At 36.1% G+C, this 25,478-nt stretch carries 23 protein-coding genes and 3 tRNA genes; 8 read left to right on the forward strand and 18 right to left on the reverse strand.

Features of this window, described 5'->3' with window-relative positions:
* Positions 1 to 61: 61 nt before the first annotated feature.
* Entirely contained in the window at positions 62 to 1,180 is a 1,119-nt protein-coding gene (locus JOS54_RS05125; RefSeq protein ID WP_203244551.1) for a BMP family ABC transporter substrate-binding protein, read from the reverse strand.
* A 158-nt stretch (positions 1,181 to 1,338) separates the two neighbouring features.
* Here JOS54_RS05125 and add point away from each other — a divergent pair, with 158 nt between their 5' ends.
* Complete coding sequence (gene add, locus JOS54_RS05130; protein WP_203244552.1) at positions 1,339 to 2,373, forward strand: adenosine deaminase; 1,035 nt, start codon at positions 1,339 to 1,341, stop codon at positions 2,371 to 2,373.
* The gene (locus JOS54_RS05135; RefSeq protein ID WP_203244553.1) at positions 2,367 to 3,113 is read left to right on the forward strand and encodes a nucleoside phosphorylase; all 747 of its coding nucleotides are present in this window, start codon (positions 2,367 to 2,369) and stop codon (positions 3,111 to 3,113) included. The genes add and JOS54_RS05135 overlap by 7 nt, the downstream gene beginning before the upstream one ends.
* A gap of 45 nt (positions 3,114 to 3,158) precedes the next feature.
* Here JOS54_RS05135 and JOS54_RS05140 read toward each other — a convergent pair whose 3' ends face one another.
* Entirely contained in the window at positions 3,159 to 4,040 is an 882-nt protein-coding gene (locus tag JOS54_RS05140) for a ribokinase (RefSeq protein ID WP_203244554.1), read from the reverse strand.
* A 9-nt stretch (positions 4,041 to 4,049) separates the two neighbouring features.
* Positions 4,050 to 5,006, reverse strand: a complete 957-nt coding sequence (locus JOS54_RS05145; protein WP_203244555.1) for an L-lactate dehydrogenase — start codon at positions 5,004 to 5,006, stop codon at positions 4,050 to 4,052.
* Positions 5,007 to 5,108: 102 nt separating this feature from the next.
* Between JOS54_RS05145 and JOS54_RS05150 the strand changes: the two genes are divergently transcribed.
* Positions 5,109 to 5,870 carry an ATP-binding protein gene (locus tag JOS54_RS05150; protein ID WP_203244556.1) on the forward strand — a complete coding sequence of 254 codons (762 nt, stop codon included), beginning with the start codon at positions 5,109 to 5,111 and terminating at the stop codon, positions 5,868 to 5,870.
* Between the two features lie 39 nt (positions 5,871 to 5,909).
* Here JOS54_RS05150 and JOS54_RS05155 read toward each other — a convergent pair whose 3' ends face one another.
* Positions 5,910 to 7,583: a Na/Pi cotransporter family protein gene (locus tag JOS54_RS05155; RefSeq protein ID WP_203244557.1), complete on the reverse strand. Its 1,674-nt coding sequence runs from the start codon at positions 7,581 to 7,583 to the stop codon at positions 5,910 to 5,912.
* A gap of 133 nt (positions 7,584 to 7,716) precedes the next feature.
* Between JOS54_RS05155 and JOS54_RS05160 the strand changes: the two genes are divergently transcribed.
* Positions 7,717 to 7,787: transfer RNA gene (locus tag JOS54_RS05160), tRNA-Gly, on the forward strand.
* Between the two features lie 103 nt (positions 7,788 to 7,890).
* On the opposite strand, the gene JOS54_RS05165 is transcribed toward JOS54_RS05160, so the two are convergent.
* The gene (locus tag JOS54_RS05165) at positions 7,891 to 8,559 is read right to left on the reverse strand and encodes a TIGR02206 family membrane protein (RefSeq protein WP_203244558.1); all 669 of its coding nucleotides are present in this window, start codon (positions 8,557 to 8,559) and stop codon (positions 7,891 to 7,893) included.
* A gap of 107 nt (positions 8,560 to 8,666) precedes the next feature.
* Here JOS54_RS05165 and JOS54_RS05170 point away from each other — a divergent pair, with 107 nt between their 5' ends.
* Positions 8,667 to 9,704 (forward strand): A/G-specific adenine glycosylase, encoded by a 1,038-nt coding sequence (locus tag JOS54_RS05170; RefSeq protein WP_203244559.1) that lies wholly within the window; start codon positions 8,667 to 8,669, stop codon positions 9,702 to 9,704.
* Here the strand turns inward: JOS54_RS05170 and udp are convergent.
* Positions 9,701 to 10,480 (reverse strand): uridine phosphorylase, encoded by a 780-nt coding sequence (gene udp / locus JOS54_RS05175; RefSeq protein WP_203244560.1) that lies wholly within the window; start codon positions 10,478 to 10,480, stop codon positions 9,701 to 9,703. The genes JOS54_RS05170 and udp overlap by 4 nt on opposite strands.
* A 99-nt stretch (positions 10,481 to 10,579) precedes the next feature.
* On the opposite strand from udp, the gene JOS54_RS05180 reads away from it, so the two are divergent.
* Both JOS54_RS05180 and JOS54_RS05185 read left to right on the forward strand, forming a co-directional pair.
* A tRNA-Glu gene (locus tag JOS54_RS05180) sits at positions 10,580 to 10,653 on the forward strand.
* A 13-nt stretch (positions 10,654 to 10,666) separates the two neighbouring features.
* Positions 10,667 to 10,737, forward strand: a tRNA-Trp gene (locus JOS54_RS05185).
* A 466-nt stretch (positions 10,738 to 11,203) separates the two neighbouring features.
* Here the strand turns inward: JOS54_RS05185 and JOS54_RS05190 are convergent.
* The 6 genes from JOS54_RS05190 to JOS54_RS05215 all read right to left on the reverse strand — a co-directional run bounded on the left by JOS54_RS05190 (position 11,204) and on the right by JOS54_RS05215 (position 19,440).
* On the reverse strand, positions 11,204 to 11,974 hold the full coding sequence (locus tag JOS54_RS05190) for an alpha/beta fold hydrolase (protein ID WP_203244561.1): 771 nt from the start codon (positions 11,972 to 11,974) through the stop codon (positions 11,204 to 11,206).
* Positions 11,975 to 12,121: 147 nt separating this feature from the next.
* On the reverse strand, positions 12,122 to 12,856 hold the full coding sequence (locus JOS54_RS05195) for a response regulator (protein WP_203244562.1): 735 nt from the start codon (positions 12,854 to 12,856) through the stop codon (positions 12,122 to 12,124).
* A 2-nt stretch (positions 12,857 to 12,858) separates the two neighbouring features.
* Positions 12,859 to 14,466 (reverse strand): sensor histidine kinase, encoded by a 1,608-nt coding sequence (locus tag JOS54_RS05200; protein ID WP_203244563.1) that lies wholly within the window; start codon positions 14,464 to 14,466, stop codon positions 12,859 to 12,861.
* 64 nt (positions 14,467 to 14,530) lie between these two features.
* On the reverse strand, positions 14,531 to 16,303 hold the full coding sequence (locus JOS54_RS05205) for a flavocytochrome c (RefSeq protein ID WP_203244564.1): 1,773 nt from the start codon (positions 16,301 to 16,303) through the stop codon (positions 14,531 to 14,533).
* A 205-nt stretch (positions 16,304 to 16,508) separates the two neighbouring features.
* Positions 16,509 to 18,104 (reverse strand): PTS transporter subunit EIIC, encoded by a 1,596-nt coding sequence (locus tag JOS54_RS05210; RefSeq protein WP_203244565.1) that lies wholly within the window; start codon positions 18,102 to 18,104, stop codon positions 16,509 to 16,511.
* An 82-nt stretch (positions 18,105 to 18,186) separates the two neighbouring features.
* On the reverse strand, positions 18,187 to 19,440 hold the full coding sequence (locus tag JOS54_RS05215) for a Sapep family Mn(2+)-dependent dipeptidase (protein WP_203244566.1): 1,254 nt from the start codon (positions 19,438 to 19,440) through the stop codon (positions 18,187 to 18,189).
* A 73-nt stretch (positions 19,441 to 19,513) separates the two neighbouring features.
* Here JOS54_RS05215 and JOS54_RS05220 point away from each other — a divergent pair, with 73 nt between their 5' ends.
* On the forward strand, positions 19,514 to 21,019 hold the full coding sequence (locus tag JOS54_RS05220) for a transcription antiterminator (protein ID WP_203244567.1): 1,506 nt from the start codon (positions 19,514 to 19,516) through the stop codon (positions 21,017 to 21,019).
* On the opposite strand, the gene JOS54_RS05225 is transcribed toward JOS54_RS05220, so the two are convergent.
* The 6 genes from JOS54_RS05225 to JOS54_RS05250 form a co-directional block, all read right to left on the reverse strand.
* A complete protein-coding gene (locus tag JOS54_RS05225; protein WP_203244568.1) occupies positions 21,012 to 21,650 on the reverse strand; it encodes a YitT family protein in 639 nt (212 codons plus the stop codon). The two genes, JOS54_RS05220 and JOS54_RS05225, sit on opposite strands and share 8 nt — an antisense overlap.
* Positions 21,619 to 22,335 carry a ribulose-phosphate 3-epimerase gene (locus JOS54_RS05230; protein WP_203244569.1) on the reverse strand — a complete coding sequence of 239 codons (717 nt, stop codon included), beginning with the start codon at positions 22,333 to 22,335 and terminating at the stop codon, positions 21,619 to 21,621. The genes JOS54_RS05225 and JOS54_RS05230 overlap by 32 nt, the downstream gene beginning before the upstream one ends.
* Before the next feature lie 63 nt (positions 22,336 to 22,398).
* Positions 22,399 to 23,124, reverse strand: coding sequence for an HAD-IIB family hydrolase (locus JOS54_RS05235; protein ID WP_203244570.1), 726 nt, complete (start codon positions 23,122 to 23,124; stop codon positions 22,399 to 22,401).
* Positions 23,117 to 24,229 (reverse strand): iron-containing alcohol dehydrogenase, encoded by a 1,113-nt coding sequence (locus JOS54_RS05240; protein WP_203244571.1) that lies wholly within the window; start codon positions 24,227 to 24,229, stop codon positions 23,117 to 23,119. Before JOS54_RS05240 ends, JOS54_RS05235 begins: the two co-directional genes overlap by 8 nt.
* On the reverse strand, positions 24,229 to 24,642 hold the full coding sequence (locus tag JOS54_RS05245; protein ID WP_203244572.1) for a heme-binding protein: 414 nt from the start codon (positions 24,640 to 24,642) through the stop codon (positions 24,229 to 24,231). Before JOS54_RS05245 ends, JOS54_RS05240 begins: the two co-directional genes overlap by 1 nt.
* Before the next feature lie 207 nt (positions 24,643 to 24,849).
* Complete coding sequence (locus tag JOS54_RS05250; RefSeq protein ID WP_203244573.1) at positions 24,850 to 25,275, reverse strand: flavodoxin domain-containing protein; 426 nt, start codon at positions 25,273 to 25,275, stop codon at positions 24,850 to 24,852.
* Positions 25,276 to 25,478 lie beyond the last annotated feature (203 nt).

A 25,478-nucleotide genomic window follows, 5' to 3' on the forward strand; every position in this document is an offset into this window, starting at 1 on the left:
TCGTAAAAATAGAGGATGAATGTGATAAGTTGCCCTATCTCATCAATCTTTCTTTACGTGATTAAGGGCGCACTTGTTCGCGCAATTTTTCTAATTTCTTTTCTTTATCGCCTAAAGCAGACGGAACTTTCACTTTACCATCTAAGACAGCCTTCAAGGCTTCATTAACTTTCTTTTGTGTCTCTTCCGAAGCATACTTCTTAAAATTCTTATCCGTTACAATACCAACACCATTTTCTTTCAAGCCTAAAGAAACTTCTGTTCCCCAGTGTTCTTTACCAGCATCTAATTCATCAAATACCCAAATCAAAGAATTACCAATATTCTTTAAACCGGAAGTTAATGTAGCGGCGGCGGCGTTTGCGGATAAAGATAACTCTTGGTCGGAGTCAACCCCAATAAACCAAGCTTTCTTTTCCAAAGCCGCTTCCACAGCACCATTACCGGCATTACCGGCAACACCCCAAATAATATCTGCCTTCTTATCAGCAATCATGGATAAAGCGTATTCCTTAGCTTTAGCGGTATCTACATAGTCATTGGTATAACGAGTATCCACTTTCATTTCCGGATCCACAGCACGTGCTCCTTCAATATAACCATATAAGAAGTCATTGATAACCGGACTATCCACACCACCAACGAAACCTAATACCTTTTCTGGGTTGATATTCTTTACCTTTGTATCTTTTGTCATACAAGCGGCGAATGTTCCTACCACATAACCTAATTCATTTTGCTTGTAAGTTAGGTTCAAGACGTTCTTGTTTGCGCCTACATGTGTGTTATCATCAAAAATAGCATATTTTTGATTAGGATACTTCGTAGCCACTTCCTTTAGATAGTCAGGCATTTGGTATGTACCCACAACAATCACATCGTATTCCTTACTCTCGGAAACTTCATATAAAGTAGATAACCATTTTGGTTTATCTTGTTCCGTACCGCCCATTTCAATTGTCTTTAACGTGATGCGACCATCCTTTTGAAGTTTCGTTAAGCCGGCCATCGCTGAATCAAAGAAAGATTTGTCACCTAAGTTACCATTAATCAAATAAGCTACCTTATAGACTTTACCTTTCTTGTCTGTTGAAGCCTTTCCATCATCTTTCTTAGCGCCACAACCAACTAATGGAACGATTAAGAATAGCGCTAAAAGTGCTTTGTATAATTTTTTCATCTTTTCTCCTTCCAAAGCGATTTAACTTTTACAAAATCAACCCAAATGAGTTAAAATATCTGTAAGCGTTTTCACTATCATCATTCTATTGCGACAAGCGTTCCTTTGTCAACAAGTTTATATACAAAAATAAGAGAAAAAATCGGAGGTCCTTTTTAATGAGTGAATTTTCTTTTCCTAAAATTGATTTACATCTTCATTTAGATGGTTCTTTTCGTATGAAAACCCTTTGGGAATTAGCAACGCAAAAAAGGATAACAATGCCTACTAATACACTATCTGAATACAAAGAATACATTCGTCGTTGCTCTCATGCTAAAAGTGTAAATGAATACCTGAAAATGTTTGATCATCCTTTAAAAGTGATGCAAGATGAAGCCTCTCTAATTCGCATCACCAAAGAATTGATTGAAGATTTAGCCAAACAAAATCTTCGCTATGCTGAAATCCGTTTTGCTCCTCAGTTGCATACGCAACAAGGCTTATCCCAAACCAAAGCCGTTGAAGCTGTCTTAGAAGGTCGCAAACAAGCTCTATTCCTTTATCCCGGCATTCAAATTGGTATCATCACTTGTATGATGAGTCTTGGACCTATATCCGTTAATAAAGAAGCAAATTTAGAAACCATTGAACTTTGTCAAAAATATTTAGGAAAAGGCGTGGTAGCTTTAGATTTAGCTGGTGCTGAAGGAATTGTGGCTTTAAGTGATTTTCGTTCTTTCTTTATAAAAGCTAAAGAACTTGGCATTCCTTGTACTTGTCATGCAGGAGATAGTGAACCCGTTCAATCCATTCAAGATGCAATCGACTTTGGTGTGCAGAGAATTGGACATGGTCATCATCTGATTGATAACTTAAAACTATGCCAAACAACAAAAGAAAAACACATTCTATTAGAAATATGTCCTACTTCCAATGTCCAGTGCCAAACCGTTCCTTCTTATCAAAAACATCCAGTAAAAAAGCTATATGATCTTGGTGTTCCTGTTTCCATTAATACCGATAATATGACTTTAGCCGGTGTTACTTTAGAGGATGAATATAGACACTGTATTAATGAAATGGGCTTTAGAAAGAAAGATATTATTCAAATGAACCTTTATGCCATTCAATCCGCTTTTATTAGCGATTATGAAAAACAAGAAATCATACAAGAATTAAAGCAAGCTTTAAAGGAGGCTGAAATATGTTAGAACCCCACATTCATCTAAATGATACTCTACAAGTGAAATACGCCATTATGCCTGGTGATCCGGCTCGTTTAGACCGTATTAAACCTTATTTAGAAAACTGTGTTGAATTAGCATACAATCGTGAGTTTCGAAGCATGAAAGGTAGCTATAAAGGTGTGGATATGATCGCTATTTCAACTGGAATTGGTGGTTCTTCTACCGCCATTGCAATAGAGGAGTTAAAACACATTGGTGTAGATACCATGATTCGCATTGGTTCTTGTGGCGCCTTACAAAGTGATATTCAACTTGGCGATTTAATCTTTGCCCAAGCGGCCGTTCGTGATGATGGAACTTCCAAAGCTTATGTTGATATTCGCTACCCGGCTGTTAGTGATTCTGATTTCTTACAAGCTTGTATCAATGTTGCGAAAGAAAAGCAATGGTCTTATCATGTGGGCATTGTTCATAGTCATGAAAGCTTCTATGCCGACACCAATGCTCAAGAAGAAGCACAATGGTCTAATCTTGGTATCTTAGGGGCTGATATGGAAACAGCGACTTTGTTCACCGTTGGAAAATTGCGCCATATTAAAACGATGTCAATCCTAAACAATGTTGTGTTATGGGAAAAAGACACCGCTGATTCAATTGGCAATTACGTGGATGAAGGACAGAAAACCATGGAAGGAGAACGAAGAGAAATTGTCACAGCTTTAGAAGCCATTTATCAATTGCATCAAAAATTTAATGGAATATAAGATGACCTCCAAAAGTTAGATTTTTAGGACTCGGTACAATAATCCTTAGTTCTTTACTTCTTCTATGCTTGGAATACTTTGGGCTGCCCCATTTCTGGTTACAGCAATACTACCAGCCTTACTAGCGACTTGTAAGGCTTTTTGTATTGTGCTTCCTTGGAACAGCGTTGCCAAGAAAAAACCCGTAAACGTATCGCCGGCCGCGGTAGTATCTTTCGCTTGAACCACAAAAGCTTCTTGGTGTACTAATTCTTGACCATGAATGTAATAAGAACCCCGGCTACCCACTGTCATCACAATTTCCGTCTGTGGATATGCTTTTTGCAGGGAAGTAATAATATCTTCAATCTTATCAGAATCACAATTTCCTAAACCTTTTGCTTCGACTTCATTCACAATTAAATAATCTATAAACGATAAAGGATATTGGAACACTTTATCATTCATTGGTGCCACATTAAATGCAATCTTTAATCCCTTTTCATGTGCCCTTTCAATTAAATACGCTAAAGAAGAGATTTCATTTTGAATTAACAACAAATCTCCCTTTTCAAAATGACTTAGTACTTCATCCACTTGTTTAAAATCAATCGCTTCATTCGCACCACCATGTAAGATAATGCAATTCTCACCCTGACAAACTTGAATGATGGCATGCCCTGTCGCAAGACTTTCATTTTTAGTTAAATAATCCGTTTTAACACCATATTTCTGCAAGTAATCAATAAATGCTTGACCATCCAATCCAACCATACCGGCATGATAGACTTCAAGTCCCGCCTTCGCTAAAGCAATGGACTGATTTAAGCCCTTACCACCAAAATTGCGACTATAATGCAGTGATGAAATAGTTTCTTTTGCTTGAACAAAATGATCCATTTCATACACATAATCAAAATTCAAGGAACCAAAGCTTAATACCTTCATTTTTCACCCCTACATATCCAATTCTTCCAAAGACTTCTTTAAAACACTCGCTGACTTTGATAAATCATCTCTTTCTTGTTCAGAAAGAAGAATAGGCACTAATTCCTCCACCCCATTACGACCAACAATGGCAGGAACACTTAAACTAACATCATCAATTCCATATTCCCCATGCAAGCCTGTACTAATTGGCAAAATGCTCTTTTCATCTTTTAAAACGGCACGACAAATACGAACGACTGAAGCGGCAATACCATAGTATGTGGCATGTTTGCGTTCAATAATCTTATATGCGGCATTCTTCACATCATCCGCAATATCTTTCTGAGCTGTTTCTAAATCAAGACTGCCTTGCATACCTCTTAAAGCGAAGAAATCCGCTAAAGGGACACCGGACACATTCGCATTTGACCAAGTTACTATTTCTGAATCCCCATGTTCACCAATCACATAAGCATGCACTGAACGTGCATCCACATCTAATTTATTACCAATCAAATAACGAAGACGTGCCGTATCCAATACTGTCCCTGAACCAAAGACACGATTTTCAGGCATACCAGAATGCTTCTGAGCATAGAGGGTTAAAACATCCACCGGATTGGCGACAACTAATAAAATACCTTCACAATTTTGTTTACGAATTTCCGCCATAATGGATGAATGAATGGCAATATTCTTCTTTAGTAAATCCAAACGTGTTTCGCCGGGCTTTTGATTAGCACCGGCCGTTAAAATAATGATAGCCGCATCTTTAATATCCGCATAATCACCAGCATAGATATTCATTGGATTGCATAAAGCGGCACCATGATTAATATCCATCGCTTCTCCTTCTGCCTTATCTTTCATAACATCCACTAAGACCATCTCCGAAAAAAGACCGCTTTGCATTAACGCAAATGCACTCGATGAGCCGACAAAACCAGTCCCAATGACGGCAACCTTTCTAAAATTAATACTCATAACTTTACCTCCAATTTCATTATATTCATTTCCTATAAAAAAGCTTGCTAAAAGCTAATCATTTCTATAAACAAAACTAAAAATTCTGTTAAAATTAGTTACATGTCAATGAAAAAAGTGATTGGTAAACTATTTAAAGCCGACACGGATTTTAATTTAATTCAAAATGGTGATCGTATCTGTGTTGGTGTGTCTGGTGGTAAAGATTCTGTCTTATTACTCTATGCATTATCACTTTATCAAAAAGCGGCCAAACGTATTGCTAATAAAGATTTCTCCGTCCTTGGAATTCATTTGGAAATGGGGTTTGGAAATATGGATTTTACTGACCTGAAAGCTTTCTTTCAAGAAAAAGAGATTGAATACGTGGATTATCCTACTCAACTCTACGAAATTTTAAAACTACATCCCAAGAATGATAAAATCCAATGTTCCTTATGTTCTAAATTAAAAAAGGGAGCGATTATTCGGGCTGCGCAAGAACATGGTTGTAATAAAGTAGCCTTTGCCCATCATGCTGATGATGCCATCGAAACTTTATTTATGAATATGATTTATGGAGCCCGTATTTCTACCTTTTCTCCTGCTATGCACTTAAAAGTATCGAATATGGATTTTATTCGTCCTTTCATTTATTGCTTTGAAAACGAGATTCGTAAAACCGTCAAACACGAAAAGCTTCCACTTGTGAAAAGCACTTGTCCAAACGACGGCTACACCAAACGCCAAGAAACCAAAGAATTATTAAAGCAAATTTATCACACTTTCCCAACCGCCAAAGAAAATTTCTTAACTTCTTTATCCAATCAAAAACAATTCAATCTTTGGGTAAAGGCTAAGGATTGGCGGCACCATTCTAAATAGACAAAAAATTAGGAGCCAGTCCTAATTTTTCTATTTTTATTAGTGCTTTTCAAAGTCAGGTTCATCCTGATCAATATAATCCAAGATAGCTGAACGAGCAATATTACAAGCATGGTCACCCATACGCTCAATCGTTCCCAGTATATCCACATACACCGAAGAGGCAATCGAGGATGTACACTCACCATTAGCCATCCGTGTGAAGTGACCCTGACGAGCGGCGTACTCTGTTTCATCCATCTCATTTTCTTTTCCCATTAATTCATGATAAACCAATTCATCCCGTTCTTCATACACTCGAATACACAGCTTCATCATTTCATTTAATTCATCAAACATGGTGTTCATATCCACAATCGCTGCTGGTGAGAAAGTGGTCTTATCCTCACGAACCATATTAAAGAATTCCACTAAATTAATACCTAAGTCACCAATACGTTCCAAGTTCTTCGTAATTTCTAAACCACGACGCAATTCTGTTTGATCCGATGGTGTTAATTGTTGATTTTTAGAAATCGCAATTAAGAATTCGGTAATCTTCTTATCCAATTTATTCACTGTATCTTCACCGGTCATTAGGTTTTCATAATCTTCATCATTTCCCGGTTTATTTAGATACCCTTTAATATCTTGATTATCTTGATCCACCACTGAAGCCATCTTCACGATTGCTGTCTTAGCTGAGTCAATCGCTACAGAAGGAATGGTGTTCACCGCTAAGTTACTATCTAATTCATCAATATTGATTTCAATACGTTTTGGTTCTTCACCGGGAAGAATTTTACGAATTAAATCACAGAATTGGTTCATGAATGGGAAGAAAACAATGGTTGCGGTTGTATTAAACACCATATGCGCTACCGCTATTTGCGCCATACCCGTAATACCAAATATTCCTGATAGCCAAACAATAAAGTTGGTATATGGACGCAAGAAAATCATTCCTACGGTTGTTCCTATGATATTGAATAAGATATGGATACCGGCTGTTCGTTTGGCGGCTGTACTACCACCAATACAAGCCAAGATACCCGTTACAGTTGTCCCGATATTTGCCCCAAATACAAATGGTAAAACCGCAATGAATTCCAAAGCCCCGGCCGCATATAATTTCTGCACAATACCAATCGTTGCCGAAGAAGCCTGTACAGCTCCCGTCATTACCGTACCTGCAAATAAGCCTAAGAATGGATTAGTTGCCATATCCTTCGCAAATTGAGCAAATTCCGGTAAATCCTTGATGGCACTTAAAGCTGAACCCATTGCGTTTAATCCATAGAAGATTAAACCAAAGCCCATTATAATCGTACCAAGAGACTTGACTTTTGCTTTCTTACCAAAACTAACAATCATTGCCCCCAAGAATACAAAATATAAAACATAGTTATCAATATTCAAAGAAATTAATAAAGAGGTAAAAGTCGTTCCAATATTAGCGCCCATAATGATGCCGGCAGCTTGTGGTAAAGTCATCAAACCGGCTCGCACCAAACCAATTGTAATGGCGGTTGAAGCCGAAGATGACTGCATAATAATTGTAATTAAAATACCAATAATCAAAGCGGAAAACGGGTTGGTGGTGTATTTATTGATGTAATCTCTTAATTTATCACCGGCAACGGCTTTTAGACCATCCCCCATAAAACCAATACCAAAGAGGAATAAACCGAACCCTCCTAAAATCACATCCCATCGCAAACTACTTAGATTCATTCGTTTCCTCCATGCTTTGCGCATTCCTACAGAATAAATTCTAATCGAATTTAAGGAAAAAGAAAAGATACCGATTGCCTTAGCTTTCAATTTTTTTAACAGAAAGAAAGACAAGTGCTATACTAAAGGTGTTGCAGGCGTGATTCAATGGTAGAATGTGACCTTCCCAAGGTTAATACGCGAGTTCGATTCTCGTCGCCTGCTTTTATGTTTATTATCCCAAATCAAGGGGATTTTTTATTTATTACAAAGCTTCTACACTTCATTCAATAAAAAAATTGGCATTTTGCCAATCCTATCTATTCAACTAAACACTTACTCTTGTTTGAAGATAATCCGTAAGTTTTTGAATGCCATACGTAACCAAGCAGAAGAATAAAGTGACACAAACTAATCTAGCTAAAAATGACCAACCGGCAATAAGTGGTGTTTCTCTTAGGAAACCATAATTTCCATTTGTTAGTTCATTAACCAGTGCCAAGAAAACATCAATAAGCAAATTGATGCCAATAATTTCTTTAAGTGAAAGTTTCTTTTTGGTTTCTAAAAGGTACAATAAGGAATTTCCAAATAGCGCAAAATGTCCCCAATAGAAAGAAACCAAGGTCACATGTGGCCAAGCATATTTATCCATGATTGGAATAAAAATTGCCAGCAACCCACCAAAAATACCAATCACCGCAAACATTTTTTTAAGCTTGCTGTCTTTCATAAACATCAAAGAAAACATGGCGGCTCGACAATGGTATAAAGGCAAACTAATTGAAATTGAAATTCTTTGAACCATGTAAAAACCATAAAGGATGACTAGTTGAATAAGCTGAAAAAGCCAAAAGAACTTCTTCAGCCATGCTTTATCGTGATATTTCAAACAAAAAACCATTTCTAAAGCCATCACAATAATAGCTGAAACATATACCCACATTGGGGGCACAAAAGCACTCGCTGTTCCTTGCGTACTAAAAAATTGATCCATACTTGCTTAGTATAAAGGAAATTTAGGAAAAAAGAAAAGCCCTAATTTTAAAAATTGACTTGAAGCATAGTCATATTTTAAACAAAAAAGTCTGTTAGTATAGAAGCATGTCCTTTCAAGCAAAAGAATTTCAACAATTAATCCACTGGTACCGAAGTCATCATATTAATTATCCATGGCGTCTATCTAAAAATCCTTATCCTATTTGGATTTCTGAGATTATGTTGCAACAAACACGGATTGAAGCCGTCTTGCCAAAATACGAACGTTTTATGCAAGAATTACCTAGCATTCATGATTTAGCGACTGTTTCAGATGACCATTTAATGTTCCTATGGGAAGGATTGGGTTATTATTCCAGAGCTCGTAATCTTAAAAAAGCGGCGATTCAAATTGAAGATAAATTTCAAGGTATCTTCCCTCATAAATTAGAAGATATTCAATCGCTGGCCGGTATTGGTGATTATACCGCCGGAGCGATTGCATCCTTTGCGTTTGGTTTAGGAGTACCAGCCATTGATGGTAATGTTCTACGAGTGTATAGTCGTCACGAAGGAATTTATCAAAATGTCTTAGATCCGACCATGAAGTCACTTGTTAAAGAACAGCTTTTACCTTTATACACAAAAGAAAATAGTACGGATAATGGTGATTTTAATCAAGCTATCATGGAACTTGGTGAACAAGTTTGTTTACCTAAAAATCCAAATTGTCAAAATTGTCCTATTTTTAAAAAGTGTTTTAGTTTCTTACAACGAAAACAAAATGAATTACCCGTCCGTATTTCTAAGACAAAAAAGAAAACGGAGAATCATAGTTTTTTAATTTTCTACACGAAAGATAAAATTTTAGTTCATAGACGTTCCGCTGATAGCTTATTAGCGAATTTATACGAACCGGTTAACTTAAATTCTTTTATAAAAATTGATGATTTCCTAAAGGAATATTCCCTTCCCGTTCTTTCCTACACTAAATTAAAAAATCATAAACATATCTTTTCCCATCGTATTTGGCAAATTGAAGCTTACGCAATTGAAGTGAGTGAAGAATTCCCTTTTCTTGATTATCAATGGCTAGAAAAAAAGAAGAGTTCGCTCTTGGCTTTCTCTTCTGCATTTGATCCTTATCGCTTGTATTTCTATTAGTTATCTTCGTCTGTTTCGATTAAGTATTTAACCGCTTCAATAGCGGAACGAATGGCTAAATCTGTGTCATGCACTTGTGGATTTGGCAAGCCTTGTTTCGCTCTTTCTTGGTTGGCAACAACTAATAGCGTTGTCCCGCAACGAACATGCAAATACCCGGCCACGATAAACAAAGCGGCGGATTCCATTTCCGAAGCTTTACAGCCCATGCCTAACCAAGCATCCCACTTTCTTAATAAATCCTGACCGTTTGGCAAGGTTTCTGGACGATGTTGACCATAGAAAGCATCTTTGCATTCGACAACACCTGTATGATAGGAGGCATCCACTCTCTTAGCACCTTCAACTAAAGCATTAACCATATCTAAGTCAGCTACGGCAGGGTATTCAATTGGTGCATATTCTTTGCTGGTTCCTTCCATTCTAATAGCACCGGTCGCTACAACAATGTCACCGGCTTTCACATTAATATCCATACCTCCACAAGTTCCAACACGGATAAAAGTATCCGCTCCACATGCCACTAATTCTTCCATAGCAATAGAAGCACTTGGACCACCAATTCCGGTTGAAGTAACGGAAACCTTTACACCGTTTAGATAACCCGTATAAGTGATGAACTCTCTTGAATCACCAACCATGATTGGTCGGTCAAAATACTTCGCAATTTTTTCACAACGCTTTGGATCACCTGGCAAGAAAACGTAGCGTCCAACATCACCTTTGCCAACGCCAATATGATACTGTTTTCCTGATCCTTCTGTATAATCAATCATATATAATTCTCCTTTAATTTATTATAATAATTTTTTGTATTTTTTTCAAAAATGCTTGTCATTACAACCCTATCATGTTATTATCATCTAGCACGATATGGCGCGTTGGTGAAGCGGCTTAACACACCGCCCTTTCACGGCGGCATTCACGGGTTCGAATCCCGTACGCGTCACTTATTTTTTTATAGGGGTGTCGTACAATGGTAGTACATCGGTCTCCAAAACCGCTGACGGGAGTTCGATTCTCTCCACCCCTGTCGATTAGGGAAGCTAGGCTTCCTTTTTTTTGTACTTTTCCAATTGATAAATCAAGTGCAACAACTCAATAATGGCTCATAGCATTCATGTTCCTTAATATCTAATCATCTTCCTATGGAGGTACTCTACAAATCTCAAGTAAAGTTTATTCAAGTTCTCATTTATTTTAGGATGCATTTTCCCTTCTTATTTATTAATCCTATTATTACAGAAATTAAAATTGATATAAGTATACAACCTAGCCATATAAGAACACCATAATGGTTACTTAGTTGATATTGCATCTGTGCACTCATATCTTTCGTAATCTTAAGCTTAGATAATTTTTGAAGATAATCATCTAAAAAATTTCCTATAGTTAAGCATAATTTGCCATATATTTTTATAAAAGTTCATGACTTGAAACAGCTAAGTCCAGCTTTTCATTTTTTGATTTACTGTTCTATGTTGGTTTTTATTAAATTATCAATTAGTTAAAAAGGGATTAACCGGTTGTATCCACTCTAATGGTAAATATGCAGATAAATACCCATGATTATAACCTTTAGCTTCGTAGAGAATACAAGCAGGATGCATCTTTTGAAATAGTTTAGCTGATTCCTTGACACAACGCATTTCTTTCTCACCATAAATATATAGAACCTGTGCTTTGTTTTCTGTAATACTTTCTTTCAATCTATACGTTCCCATGTATGTTTCATACATTTTTATTAATGTTTTCATGGGTAACCTTGGCATATCTTCCATATAATAATTTCCTATTTCTTCGGGATAAGCCATATTAGGATACATTTTTTTCATCAAACTTAATTGAATTTTGCCGGCTGATTTGCTAAACATAAGTTTTCCAAATATTTTTACAATAATCGTACTAATTCGTGATAAATTTGGTTGCGGAATACAAATACTACCATCTATTATTGCTTTCTGAGCTATATCACTATCTAATGATAATAACTCAATTGCAATTTGACCACCCAAAGAAACACCGCCTATAGCAAACAATTTTCCATTACAATTATTTTTTATGTAATCCATGATTTGTTGTGCAGATTTTTCAGTTGAAATATAATCTTTTTGATATTCTTCTCCATGACCATCAAGTGTTGGTAAAATCACATGGAATTGATCTGATAATATACGAGCTTGTCGAAGATAAGTCCACCAAGAATTACCTCCACCATGTATCAGTAATATATGTGGAAATTTTTTATCGCCAAATTCATGAAACCTCATCTTACACTACCTCTAAATTTAAACTATTTTTGTTTATATTGCTTGATACTGTACCATTTTTAAGCCATTTTTTCTATATGCTTCTTTATCATTGGTACTGCCGGTTCTTGCTTCTATACTAATAAAGTAGATTTCAAAATAAGAAATCTACTTTTCTATTACCGGATTTAAATTCCGAAAACTATATTGCTTTGGTGAAACACCCACCACCTTTTTAAACACTTGAGAGAAATAATATTGATTATGAAAACCACAAGCCTCCGCAATTTCATACATTTTATAATTAACTTCATTGTTATCAATTAAATATTTGGCATGTTGAATACGAAGTTCTGTGACTAAATCCACGAATGTTTTCGCCAATTCTTTTTTAATCAGCTTTGTGATATGTCCTTCACTGAATTGAAGATGATTAGCCAAATCTTTTAAGCCATAGCTTTCATTACTGATATTAGCTTGAATATCTTCCAATATTTTCTTCGTTAATAAAGAATACGGCGGCTTTTTATGTTGATTAATCTGTTCCATAGCTTCTTGAATAACCGAAATAAATTCTTGCGCATCCACCGGCTTTAAAAGGTAACGAAATACCCCTAATTCCAAAGCTTGTTGAGCAAAACGGAAGTTATCATAACCCGATACGATAATTAGGATAACTTCTTTATTTTGTTGACGAATATCACGAATTAAGTCCAATCCATTTTTAAAAGGCATATTGATGTCAATTAAAGCGATATCCATACTTTCTTCCTTGAATAGTTGTAAAGCTTCCTCACCATTCGTTGCCTTAAAGATAAGGTCAAATGGTAGACCGGCCTTTATAATGCGTTTCATAAAATTTTGTCTAATAATTTCTTCATCATCCGCAATCAATATATTCATCTTCATCTCCCCGGTTGCACCATACGACTAATAAAACGATTATTTTCAGCTATTAAACAAACACCATACTTTTCCCCATATTGATGCTTAATTCTAGCGTTCACGTTAAATAAACCATAACCCTTTTGATTATCCGATCTATTCCCTGTCTTTAAAGTTCGATTGATTTCTTCAATATATTTGAAATCTAGTTCTTCAAACACATTTTCAACCTCCATCACAATATCTTCATCCCTTTGATAAACACGAATTACAATTAACTCTTTTTTCTTCAATAGCTTGATGCCGTGGTAAATTGCATTCTCCACTAATGGTTGTAAAGTAAATTTCAAAAATGGTCTTTCTAAATCAAAATCTTGGACATTAAAAGAATATTGAAGAACATCTTGATAGCGTAACTTTTGAATATTCAGATAGCTTTGTGCATGCTTAATTTCCTCTTGAACAGTGATAATTTGTCGATCATTGCTCAAACTAATGCGAAAGAAAACCGCTAAATCATGAATAGCCTTCTCAACATCTTCATCCTCATGATCAAATGCCATGGCTTGAATTGTTTCTAATGTGTTATACAAGAAATGAGGTTTTATTTGGGCATACATAGCTTTATTATTCGCATCGTTGCGCTCTATTTCTTTTGCTTTGACTTGTTGTAATAAATGATGAATTTCATCAATCATTTGGTTATATTTTTGGTTTAAACGATTAAATTCAAGAATTTCCGTTTCTTCCTCATTTTTTTCTAAAACACCATCCTTTGTTTTCAGCATAACCGATTCCAAGCTTTGAATTGGATGCACTAAACGATGTACCACATGATGCGTTACTCTTTGGGTAACGAGCAATAAAAGCATCGTCACTAAAGTAATAAGAACAACCGTTAGAAGAATGGTATTCATGTAATAACTTCGTGGAATATCCAAAACATACGTTAAATTTAAATAGGAATACAACTGTTTTTCAAAATGAATGCCTGTATGTTGAAATTGATCATTTCCTAACACTGTTTCATTCTTATTATTTTTCAAATAAGCATGGAAATCTCTTGCGACATTGGTCATTAGATTTTCGATATATTCAGTCTTTAAGGCGGCGCTGATATAACCTTTCTCTTGGTGCTTTTCATCGTATATTTTTGCTAGGATTAAGATAATTTTATTTTTATTTGATTTCGATTCAATCACATCGGAAATCACCACATCTTGATTACTTGATTTTAATTTTGCAAAATAGGAACGATCATCCACACTAAAGCTGGAATTATCGGTCACATACTTACGCCCTTCCTTTGTAATAAATCCCAAGGAATCGTATTGAATGTTGGACTTTTCCTTAAATTCTTCAAGCTTATGCAGAAGGTGGATTTTATTTTTAGAGGATATTTCTTCATTTTGAAATTGCGTAGCATACAAACGAATTAATTCACTATTAAATTGGAACCATAAATTTATATCACTAACTTGGGTCTTCACATGATTGTCTACCAATTGTTGCATATTGGGTAATATATAACGATAAATTGTGAATACAGAAATAGATGAGATACAAAGAATAGACGCAATCAACATCAAAAAAACACGATGGACAATAACATCATATAATCTTTTCATAGACTTATTTTAAGGTGTATCACAAAAAAACTGAAGTACTGATGTACCTCAGTTCAAAGTTTATTTACTTAGCGGCGTTTTCACCGGCGATACGACCAAACACAACAATGTCTGTAATCGCATTACCACCTAAACGATTGGTACCATGAACACCACCAGCCACCTCACCGGCTGCGAATAAGTGTTGAATTGCTTTTCCATCTTTATTTAAAACTTCTGCCTTTGAGTTAATCTTCACGCCACCCATTGTATGATGCGTGGCCGGGGCTACTTTTTGAATGTAGAAAGGTCCTTGCAAAATCGTACGTAATTTTCCCCCACGTTGTTGTTCCGGGTCACTACCTGCCTTCACATAGCCATTGTACGCCTCTAATGTTTTCTTTAATGTTGTGACATCAATCTTTGTCTTTTCAGCTAATTCTTCAATGCTGTTCGCTTCAAATAACAAAGCGGATTTCTTTAAGTTTTCAAATTCATTCTTGTGCATTTTGGTCATGTGACCATTCTTTTCGACTTCTTGACCCCATAATAGATAAGCATACTTACCCGGTTGAGCTAAGATAGCGTTGGAAATAACATCACGACGTCCCATATCATTCACAAATCGCTTACCTTCTTGGTTCACTAAGATACCACCATCAAAGCGAGCATTTGCGACATAAGAAATAATACCCGTTTGTGGATTGCAAGTTGGATAAACTTGAATTTGTTTCATATCCACTAAAGCGGCACCAATATCTTTCGCCATATTGATACCGTCACCGGAACTGGCTGAAATACAAGTTGTCTTGTACTTTTCATCGTAAGCTGGATTGTATTCTTTACGCATTGCAATATTTGAACCAAAACCACCAGAAGCTAAAACAACCGCTTTCTTCGCTATGAATCTCACTTCTTTACCGGCATTTTCAGCAATCACAGCAGTAATAACTCCCTTATCGTCCACCATCAACTTCTTAGCACCGGTGTTTTTGAAAATATCAACACCCTTATCCATCGCTAATTTTTCTAATTTAGACATCATTTCATAACCGGAATTACCAACTGGAATAACAGCACGAGCCACTGAATGACCACCAAATTGTTGCACACGGTCTTGGATGAAGTTCATTTTCACATCCTTTACCAACCATTGATAAGCATCTAAAGCCTTTGAAGACAACGTATCGACTAATTCTGGATTTCCTACATTATCACCACCTTTTAATGTGTCTTTCTTATAAAGTTCAACCGAATCAGTAATGCCCTTCTTTTTTTGTAAATCGGTACCCGGCACATTGATTCCACCACCGGATACTAACGTGTTACCACCAACTTGACTTGTTTTCTCTAAAACTAAAACTTTAGCCCCCTTAGCTCTTGCTTGAATAGCGGCGGTTAAACCGGCCCCACCAGCACCAATAACCACCACATCGTATTGGTATTCTTTTTCACTTAAAACTTGGTTAATGCTTTCTTTCGGCATTCCATCCACTGATTCTTTCGTTAAACCGGCTTCTTTTAACGCATCCTTTAAGGCTCTTAACGTTGCTGCAGAACTAATCGTTGCACCAGTTGCTGTATCCAGATTTAAAGTTTGTTTCGCAATAACTTTATTCTTGATTTTTTCAATCGCTAAACTGCCAATCCCTTTTGTTTCAACATTCTTCGTTGCATCAATGTCCTTAATCTTTCCAAGAGCGACAGTTACCTTGACTTCTAATGGTCCATTATGACCCGTTGTACTGGCGGTGTAAGTGCCATCTTTTAGACTAGTCATTTTCTTTTGTGAACAACCGGCAACAGCCAAAGCTAATGTACAAGCAAGTGTTAAATTTAACACAGTCTTTCTAAACATCTTTTCTCCTCCTATTTTTATCTACTTCCATTATAGAAAAGACAAGGTTTAGGGTATTTATAATATCTTGATAAAATTTATAAATTTTCATAAAAAAACAGCATTCTTTCTTTAGCTAAGAAAACATCTTTATGATTGATTAGAATAAAAAAGATAGATTCCTAATCTATCTTTCCTGAATTCACGATTTAATCCCCTTAGACAACTAATCAATACCTAGTAAATCTTTTACTTTCGTAGCAATCGATTGTACTTGAACACCATAGATAATTTGGAAATTATTCTTGGCTTGAACCACCCCTAAAGCATGGAGTTCATTTTCCCAAATAGCACGGTCAAGGACTTTATCTGCGTCTTTAACTTCAACACGGAGTCGGGTTGCACAGTTTGTAACTGAGATGATGTTATTGTAGCCACCAAGTGCTTCAATTATTTTTTCTTCGAGGGTTAATTCTTTTCCTTCTACCTCGCGTACGGCTTGAATTTTTTGGTATTCTTTTTTAGAGATTAACTCCGCATCAGAACTTTTACGTCCCGGTGTATTCAGATTTAATTTTTGAATTGCGACTTTGAATACATAGTAGTAAACAGCAAAGGTTAATGGCAATAAGAAGATTAAACTCATCGCATGAACCTTATGTGGTTGGAATAGGTTTGGTATCATAAATAGCAATGCATTACCTACAATAGATATTTTGAACACCTCTGCAATCACATAAGCTAAACCACATAATGGTGCGTAGATGAAGAAATACAATTGCGGTGCCAAGAATAAAAATGTATATTCAATTGGTTCTGATATACCAACAAGAGCTAATGTCATAACCGCCGGTACAAGCAGTGCTGCAACTTTCTTTCTATTTTCCGGTTTTGCAAGTTTGTACATAGCATAAGCCGCCCCCGGCAAACCAGCCAATTGGAATAGGATTCTTCCTGAGGTAAAGTTTCTTATAAGATACCCGGTTGCTCCGGCACTGGCCGCTTGGGCATTCATGATGTTTTTAATTCCTTCATAGACCACTCCATCAACTTTCATCACGCCACCGACTGCTGAATATTCAATCGGGAAGGCAATAAGGTGATGTAAACCAAATGGTAATAACATTTTATCAACCGTACCAAAGACAAAAGTTCCAAATAAGCCGGATTTACCAATAAAATGAGTAATACTTGCAAGCCCTTTTGCGATAAACGGCCAAAGATAGTAGGTTCCTATCGCAAGGGGTATGGAGGCAAGGACAACCATAATAATGACCGTTTTGGTTCCTGCGAAAAAGCCAAGCATTGTAGGCAGTTCTGTATCCACAAAGCGGTTATGGATTTTCGCTGTGACAAGTCCCGTTACAATACCTGAGAAAATGCCCATGTTGTAAGTGAATATACCTAGTGAAGTTCCCCATAGGTTATTAAAGTTCATGGCTTCTAATTCTGTATAACCTTGACTGAGTAAGGCTTTGATACTGGTTGTTTCTGCTGTCCATCCTTGAAGGGCGGCGAAGTTTTTAATACCGGTCATATAGGATAAATAAAGTACGATACCTGCAAAGGCCGCCCAACCCTTTTCTTTTTTAGCGAGGGTAAATGCAATCGCTATAGCAAACCATACAGGTAAGTTATTCATAAACATAAAACCTAAACTCGTAATAAGACTAAATAAACCGTGTAAAACTGTTCCTTTTGTAAAAATATAATTCGTGAATGCGCTTCCAATACCCACAAAAAAACCGACAAGAACAAGTAAGATGATTGGTACCATCATTGCTCCTGAAAATGTTTGTAGTTTTGCTTGAAGTCTCTTCATGATATCCTCCCCTTTCGTTTATATTTTATGATTATGTATTTCGTTTCACAATTATTGATGTGCCATATCAATGGGGAAGCTTTTAAATTTCCAATAACAGCCTGATTGCTTCGACATATATAGCATACGCTTTTCTTAATGAGTCGATGGACATTTGTTCATTAGGCATATGTGGTTTCGGATCATCCCAAGGAAATGAGGCACCAAAAGCAACGCCGCAATCCATGACTCGGGCATAAGACGCACCACCTTTAGTTAAGACATCTGCCTTTTGTTTCATCACCGTCTCATAGGCTGTCTTAAGTTTTTGAATAAGTTCACTTTCTTCTGCGACATAGAGAGGTTGTTTTTCACGAATCACTTCATATTCAAAATCATAAAGTGATTTCATTACTTCAAGATTGCCGATAATCTCTTGCTTATTGGTGGATATCGGATATCGAAAATCAACATTTAAAATCACTTGGTCTTCATCACTATTTAAAGACATCAAACAAGCGCTTAGTTTTCCCATTGCGAAGTGTTCTGAATGGAATTTTGTGTTGTTTAAATAGGGATTATGATAAAAGAAATCTCTAATAAGCTTTGCCCAAGCTCTTTCAGCAATAGCTTGACCATCTAAATCATCCAATAATTTATCAATGGAATTATCCCCCCGTTGTGGGTTGCGTGATAATATTTTATCCCCTGTATAACTTTTATTATTAAACTTTAAATCATGGCAGATATAATTGACGATAGGGGTTGAACTTATTTTATCGTGGACTTCATTTTTAAACTTAAGTGAAAAGCAAATAATTCCTTTTTCGCCATTAACGATTGGAAAATTACCATCGGGAGAAAAGCCGAGCTCCGGTTGTGCGTGGTGTTGGAAGTAATACTCCATGCATTCCCAAGTTGTTTCTTCCGCACCGCCGGCAATGATTCGGACGCTTCTTTTAGGTTCTTGTGCCCTATCGTAGGCTTCTTTGGCTGCATAAAGTGCACATAACAAAGGACCTTTGTCATCATTGACACCTCTAGCAATTAACAAATCCCCTTCTCGGCTTAGTTGGAAAGGATCATGTCTCCATGCCTTTAAATCTGTCACTTCAACAACATCTAAATGCCCTAAAATGCCTAGTTCTCTTTCATTATCACCTAGTTGGGCATAGACGGCATAACCATCAACATCGCCTGTTTTAAATCCCAATCTTTCAGCGATTTCTAAATACGTATCCATTGCGTTTCTAATACCTTTACCAAAAGGGGCATTAGCTGTTCGGGTTGATAAATCGCGGATGGATCTTTGTGCGATTAGTTTTGTTAAGTCATCTAAAAATTCTTTTTCATTCATCAATATTCATCCTTTCCTGTGATATAGTTAAATTAATGTTAGGAGGCTCTATGATACAACAATAGGAGGTTCTATGATGCAACAACGGCGCAAACAGTTACTCAATATTTTATGTGATCAAAACAATTACATTTCTAGTAGTCAATTAGCAGAGCAATTAGATGTTTCCAATAAAACCATCCGAAACGATTTAGACTTAATTGAGCCTTTTTTAGCCCAATATGGTATAACGCTAGAAAGAAAAACAGGGTATGGTATCCTACTTAATTGTAGTGAAAAACAGCAACATCAGTTAAAAATGCTCTTAGAGTCATACGATCAAGATCCTGATTTAAGCCCTAAAATAAGACAAGATGCGATTGCTTTAACGCTTTTAACTGAAACAAATTACAACATGGACAATCTTTCTGAACTTTTTTATATTTCAAAATCAAGTGTTTATAGTGATATTAAATCGATAGAAAAGTTATTTTTATATTACCATCTAACTTTACAAAGGTATGAAGATAAAACTTTTTATTTAAGTGGTAAAGAACGTGCCCTGCGCAATGCTATCTTTGATTTATTAGCCAAAGAACAGACCCTTCATATCCTTTTTAAAATTATTAAAAAAGAAAAAGGGGCTTGTAGTGGTGATTTTTTACATCCCGGTTTTGATATGACTGATGATGAGATTGCTTATCTTATTGAACATTTACCGGATTTCTCTTCTAAGTTTGATTCTATCAATAATTATGCACACTTTATTATTAGAATTCTCGTCATGATGTCGCGTCAGAAATTTTCTCCCACTGTCGAGATTTCAGAGACCTTCAAATTAGCCCTGCAAGAAAAACCTTATCTTGACGTCGCAAGCCAAATCATTGCCCTTTTAGAAAAGATTCAGAAAACCGAGTATCATGAACATGAATACTATTATTTGCAAGTTTATTTGTTGGCCTATCTAAATACTAAAGAAGAGAATAATTATCAAGTGGAACAATTTGTCAATCAATTGATAGTCACTTGGACAAGCCTTTTACCCCATGCTTTTGTGGCAGATATGCAATTAATTCAAAATCTTTTAAATCACCTTAAACCAACAGCCATTCGCTTGGCACATGATATTATCATCCAAAATCCCCTTTTACCTGATATCGAGAAACAGTATAAAAATACGTTTCGCATTGTTAAAAGGAGCATTGCCATGATTAATGATCCTTTTTGGAATCAGCTGGAAGAAAATGAGATGAGTTTTTTAGCCCTTCATCTCGCTTCGGCGATTGAACGTTTTAAAAAACCACTACGGACAATTCTGATTTGTACGATTGCCCCTTCCGGCGGTCAATTACTCAAATATCGTTTAGAACATAGCATTCCGGAAATTAAGATAGAGAAAATTATTCCCTATAATGAATTTAAAGAAATGGAGCATGACGCTGATTTACTGATCATTAACTCTCAAGCAACAAAAGAGAATCAATATAAAACTCCTATACTTAGTATTAATGTACTTCCTTCTAAAGACGATCTTGATTATCTCAGAAATGAAATTTTGTATTACTACAATAAGAAAAACGATCCGGAAAACATCACTTAATCCGAGTCGTTTTTTCTATCGTTTTAACGATAATGCGTAACGAGATGAAACTCCAAAAGGAAACCGCAATATTACGATTGATGATACCGCTTAAAACAATAATGGTCGTATCAATCAAAGCAATCACTTTTGGCATAGCTAAGTTCCAATGAAAAAACGATTTAATTAAGGCAGCTAATAAATCAGTTCCACCTGTACTTGCCTTGTTTTTAATGGAAATGCTGATAGAAATTCCAATGAAAACACCTGCAATCAATGCCGACAAGGCAAATGCCAATATTGGAGAAAATTGACGCACTAAGTGTAATACATCCATTTTAGCCACAAGCCTCATCATCAATGAAGTCAATAGACTGATGCTTAAGGTTTTAATCCCAAAAGAGGCACCAAGTCGCAAAGAGCCGATAATGAATAATGGAATTGTAATACAGGGCACCATGTACTCTATGGGTAGCTTAATGATTCGTGCCAACACTAAAGCCAGTCCCGTTAAGCCCCCCGGCGCAAGATTATCAAAGACGAAAAAGAAGTTGACAGCAAGTGTGGTAAGTAAGGAAATCAAAATGATTGCTATCACTGTTTTCGCTTGCGCTTGTATTTTATTCAAGATTGTATTTTTGGCTTGCTGCATCAATTACCCTACGACAATTTTTATAACCGGCTACTAGTCCTTGTGGATCTTTGAAAATAGCGGAAGATAAAACGATGACATCTGGATTACAGGCGATTAATTCATCCATGTTTTCTTGACGTAGACCACCATCAATTGCCAGTTCACAATCAGGATTTTTCTCATCAATCATAACGCGAGCTCTTTTGACAAGGTCGGTTACACTTCTTCGCCAGCCCCAATTGTCTTTACCATCCGTTTCATCAACACCATGGGTAACAATATGCAATCTATCAATATCGTAAATTGATTCTTCAACAAAGCATAGTGGTGTATAGCACCCCAAGGTTAAGCCGATTTTTAAATTCAATTCACGACACCAATTAATGATATACGCAAGCTGTGCACCAATAAAATGCTCCGCCGGAATGATGAGCATTTGAGCACCTGCTTCAGCAATTTGTTCAATAAACATACGGTCCATTGTGACCGTATAGATATGACATTCAATGGGGGCTTTTGTATAAGGACGAATCCCGGCAATCACTTGGTGACCTCCCATTAATTTCATATTTTGTAAATCATGCATATCAGCGGCATCGGAGTGAATATAATCCGCTCCTGCATCGCTTACTTCTTTAACAATATCTGCAATATGCCCATAGTCAACATGGGCTAAACCGGCTGCAATTTTAATGTGTTTCATAATTGTCCCTCCATCGTTATTATAAGTTGTTTTTATGTTGATAGTATATATTTAGGTACTGTATTAATGCGGTAAGTTTAAAATCATGGCAATCGCTTTTGCAACTCCTTCATGACTATTATTTGAAACAATAGTATCCGCATATTCAAGTAAAAGTTTATCACCATTACTCATCGCAAAACTACGTGTCGCTTTTTTAAATAAAGGCAAATCATTCATACCATCGCCAATGGCATAATAATGATTTTTCTGAAAGTGAAGAGCCTTATCTACCTGTTTACACGATATTTCCATACCCGCATCACCATACTCATAAACCTGTACAAAATCTTTCAGCGCTTGGGCATGCTTGTTTTGCTTAAGAATCACTACTTTTAAAATTTCACAAGACTTTATGTCTTCTATTTTATTGATTTGTTTTTTTGCCATTCCTTCATAAAAGAAACGTTCATCTTCATGGGTGTAATACACCGAATCCATTGATTTAAAAAAACAAGGTGCATTGTCATCGATCGTTTGATCAATCGCGATTAAATCTAAATAGGTAAGTGGCACACTTTTGACCTTTTTTTCATTTTGACAATAAGCACCATTAAACGCCACGATGTTTAAGCGATCATCTAATTGTGCTTTGATTTTCATGACAAACGCATAGGGTCTACCAGAGCATAAATATATTTGATAACCGGCGTTTAGTGCCGTTTGGATTGCCTTTTGATTGGCTTGAGATACTTTTTTTTCATCATCCAGCAAAGTACCGTCTAGATCAATTGCAATGATTTTAGGCATTTTTAATGATGGTCCTCAGTGTCTTAGCATCAGCAAAAGGTAAATGTTCCATTACAGGATGGGCTAATATTTTTTCTAATGTTTCTTCCTGCTCAATAAAGTTCATTAAAGTATGATGAAGTTGAATTTGTTCTAAGAAGCCCACAATATTTTCATATAAATCTTCACTACCAAATACATAGTTTGAAATTGTTTGAAAAGCCGGTGTATTCTCTTTTTGACATGTTTGAATATAGGATGGATACAATGACGCAAGAATAGCACCATGAGCTCTATTCGTATAACCCCCTATTACTTCAGCTAAAGGATGGGGAATTGAAGCGGCTGAATTAGATAAAGCACGACCTGCTACAAGAGAAGCAAGAGCCATCGCTTCTCTAAGTTCAAGATTATTAAGATCATTCATTAAAGCCGGTAATGTTTCAACAATCTTTTTCATCGCATGTAAAGCATCCTGTTGTGCCAATGGATTGGCATTCAAACTGACATAACTTTCAAAAGCATGCGTAAAAGCATCGAAGCCACTTTGGGCTGTTACTGAAGCGGGTAAGGTTAACATTAACTCCAGGTCAATAAGGGTTTCTTTAGCCCGTATTTGTGGATGGAAGATGCTTAATTTTTCATCACCATAAGTTAAAACAGCAGCCTGAGTGATTTCTGATCCTGTTCCTGATGTGGTTGGTGTAAGAATGAGTGGTAATACATCTTTGCGATCTTCATAATCGGTGTGGGGTGAGGTATACGTTGAAAATACATCCTGCCAATTAATATTGGTCTCTTTGGCAAGAAAAGAGATGGCTTTAGCACTATCCATCACACTGCCTCCACCTAAACCGAAGACAATGTCATAATCATTTTGTAACGTCAAGGCAATGCCTTCCATAACATTTTCAACACTTGGATTGGCTTGAATATTAGAAAACTCATCAAAACGAATATCTTGGTCTACTAAAGACGCTCTTACAATTTTATAGGCTGATTCTAAAAAAGGTTCGCCATTATTAATAAATAAACAGCGCTTTCCATAACGGAATACAAGTTTTCCAATTTCTGATAAGCTTCCTACTCCATAATTGACAATTGTTTTCTGTGAATATTTAAACATTATATGCCTCCTTCTATGCCTAATACTTCCAGAGCCATTTTATGATCCTCTTCAGGCGTTAGACCGGTGATTGTTAGTGCACCAACACACTGTTCATTTTCATTAAAGATGGGTACTGAACCGGGCGTTAAACAATAAAACTGTTCTTGCAGACCATACTTAAGATAAAATTTCGCTAAGTCACCCTGATTTTTTATACTTAAGTCTAAAGTGGATTGTTCAAATCGGATGCAAGTTTTGCGTTTTCTTTTAATCCAATTCCCTTTATCTAAGCTTAATTGAATGTCGCTATAATACAGAATTGTTTTACCATGTAAAAAAAGTTCATAGCCAATCACATTTTGCTCAGCACACAATCTTAATGCATAAGAAACACGTTCTATAAACTTTTTATCTACCACAAATTGTTTCATGATGACACCTCCACTATCACTTTATCATTTTCCCCGAATGACTTTTTTATTTGTGTTTCTCATTGATGCGGTAGCTTTTAAACGAAATGGATTTCATACAAATGAAAAGGATTGACTTCTTCTATATACAAGAAATCAATCCCTATGTACTAATGGATCGTATATTTATTTTAACGCCCAAGAAATTGGGTGCCTATCATCGTCGAATCAATCTAACTTTTCACTTAATACCTTTGCAAAACGCTTTGCGTCACTAACATCCTCTGTTGTTGGACAATCTGAGTGAAAAGGCATAAAGCTTTCATGACAACAAAAATGGCGATTAATCACTTCAATATTTTGTCTTTCAAGCAGCTCTTTTAATTCCGAATATGCCCTTTCTATAAAGGTTGCGGTTGAAAAAATAACCACTTTCTTTACTTGGTCAGGGTGAAGTGTTTTCACAAATTCTTTTACATTAGGATCCAAACCAAACCAATACACGGAAGCACCTAGAAATAGAATATCTGCCTTTAGGACAGGATGACTAACATCCAAAGCATCCACATGAATTTGTTGAGCCATTGCTTCGGCTAACTTTTTAATACTACCTGTCTTACTAAAATAACGAATCGCTAATACTTTCCGGTTCATGATTTTTTCCTCTTACTTTGACTATTATAAACTTACTTCAATTTTTGGAAAGAGGTATTTTTTAAATTTCCCAAATAAACTCTAGGAGAATTAAAATTATGATAAGTTTTGCGTGTGTATATATCACTGAGTTATTATTTCGCTTTTGAAGTTCTTATTCTCTCTAGTTATTTATGATGTATCGACATCACATCAATATCTCT

The sequence above is a fragment of the Bulleidia sp. zg-1006 genome (genome assembly GCF_016812035.1).
Lineage (GTDB): Bacteria > Bacillota_I > Bacilli_A > Erysipelotrichales > Erysipelotrichaceae > Bulleidia.

What these genes read in the sequence shown, in the direction of transcription:
- JOS54_RS05125 (WP_203244551.1), bottom strand. Translation starts at nt 1,180, where the DNA reads ATGAAAAAATTATACAAAGCACTTTTAGCGCTATTCTTAATCGTTCCA.
- add (WP_203244552.1), top strand. Translation starts at nt 1,339, where the DNA reads ATGAGTGAATTTTCTTTTCCTAAAATTGATTTACATCTTCATTTAGAT.
- JOS54_RS05135 (WP_203244553.1), top strand. Translation starts at nt 2,367, where the DNA reads ATGTTAGAACCCCACATTCATCTAAATGATACTCTACAAGTGAAATAC.
- JOS54_RS05140 (WP_203244554.1), bottom strand. Translation starts at nt 4,040, where the DNA reads ATGAAGGTATTAAGCTTTGGTTCCTTGAATTTTGATTATGTGTATGAA.
- JOS54_RS05145 (WP_203244555.1), bottom strand. Translation starts at nt 5,006, where the DNA reads ATGAGTATTAATTTTAGAAAGGTTGCCGTCATTGGGACTGGTTTTGTC.
- JOS54_RS05150 (WP_203244556.1), top strand. Translation starts at nt 5,109, where the DNA reads ATGTCAATGAAAAAAGTGATTGGTAAACTATTTAAAGCCGACACGGAT.
- JOS54_RS05155 (WP_203244557.1), bottom strand. Translation starts at nt 7,583, where the DNA reads ATGAATCTAAGTAGTTTGCGATGGGATGTGATTTTAGGAGGGTTCGGT.
- JOS54_RS05165 (WP_203244558.1), bottom strand. Translation starts at nt 8,559, where the DNA reads ATGGATCAATTTTTTAGTACGCAAGGAACAGCGAGTGCTTTTGTGCCC.
- JOS54_RS05170 (WP_203244559.1), top strand. Translation starts at nt 8,667, where the DNA reads ATGTCCTTTCAAGCAAAAGAATTTCAACAATTAATCCACTGGTACCGA.
- udp (WP_203244560.1), bottom strand. Translation starts at nt 10,480, where the DNA reads ATGATTGATTATACAGAAGGATCAGGAAAACAGTATCATATTGGCGTT.
- JOS54_RS05190 (WP_203244561.1), bottom strand. Translation starts at nt 11,974, where the DNA reads ATGAGGTTTCATGAATTTGGCGATAAAAAATTTCCACATATATTACTG.
- JOS54_RS05195 (WP_203244562.1), bottom strand. Translation starts at nt 12,856, where the DNA reads ATGAATATATTGATTGCGGATGATGAAGAAATTATTAGACAAAATTTT.
- JOS54_RS05200 (WP_203244563.1), bottom strand. Translation starts at nt 14,466, where the DNA reads ATGAAAAGATTATATGATGTTATTGTCCATCGTGTTTTTTTGATGTTG.
- JOS54_RS05205 (WP_203244564.1), bottom strand. Translation starts at nt 16,303, where the DNA reads ATGTTTAGAAAGACTGTGTTAAATTTAACACTTGCTTGTACATTAGCT.
- JOS54_RS05210 (WP_203244565.1), bottom strand. Translation starts at nt 18,104, where the DNA reads ATGAAGAGACTTCAAGCAAAACTACAAACATTTTCAGGAGCAATGATG.
- JOS54_RS05215 (WP_203244566.1), bottom strand. Translation starts at nt 19,440, where the DNA reads ATGAATGAAAAAGAATTTTTAGATGACTTAACAAAACTAATCGCACAA.
- JOS54_RS05220 (WP_203244567.1), top strand. Translation starts at nt 19,514, where the DNA reads ATGATGCAACAACGGCGCAAACAGTTACTCAATATTTTATGTGATCAA.
- JOS54_RS05225 (WP_203244568.1), bottom strand. Translation starts at nt 21,650, where the DNA reads ATGCAGCAAGCCAAAAATACAATCTTGAATAAAATACAAGCGCAAGCG.
- JOS54_RS05230 (WP_203244569.1), bottom strand. Translation starts at nt 22,335, where the DNA reads ATGAAACACATTAAAATTGCAGCCGGTTTAGCCCATGTTGACTATGGG.
- JOS54_RS05235 (WP_203244570.1), bottom strand. Translation starts at nt 23,124, where the DNA reads ATGCCTAAAATCATTGCAATTGATCTAGACGGTACTTTGCTGGATGAT.
- JOS54_RS05240 (WP_203244571.1), bottom strand. Translation starts at nt 24,229, where the DNA reads ATGTTTAAATATTCACAGAAAACAATTGTCAATTATGGAGTAGGAAGC.
- JOS54_RS05245 (WP_203244572.1), bottom strand. Translation starts at nt 24,642, where the DNA reads ATGAAACAATTTGTGGTAGATAAAAAGTTTATAGAACGTGTTTCTTAT.
- JOS54_RS05250 (WP_203244573.1), bottom strand. Translation starts at nt 25,275, where the DNA reads ATGAACCGGAAAGTATTAGCGATTCGTTATTTTAGTAAGACAGGTAGT.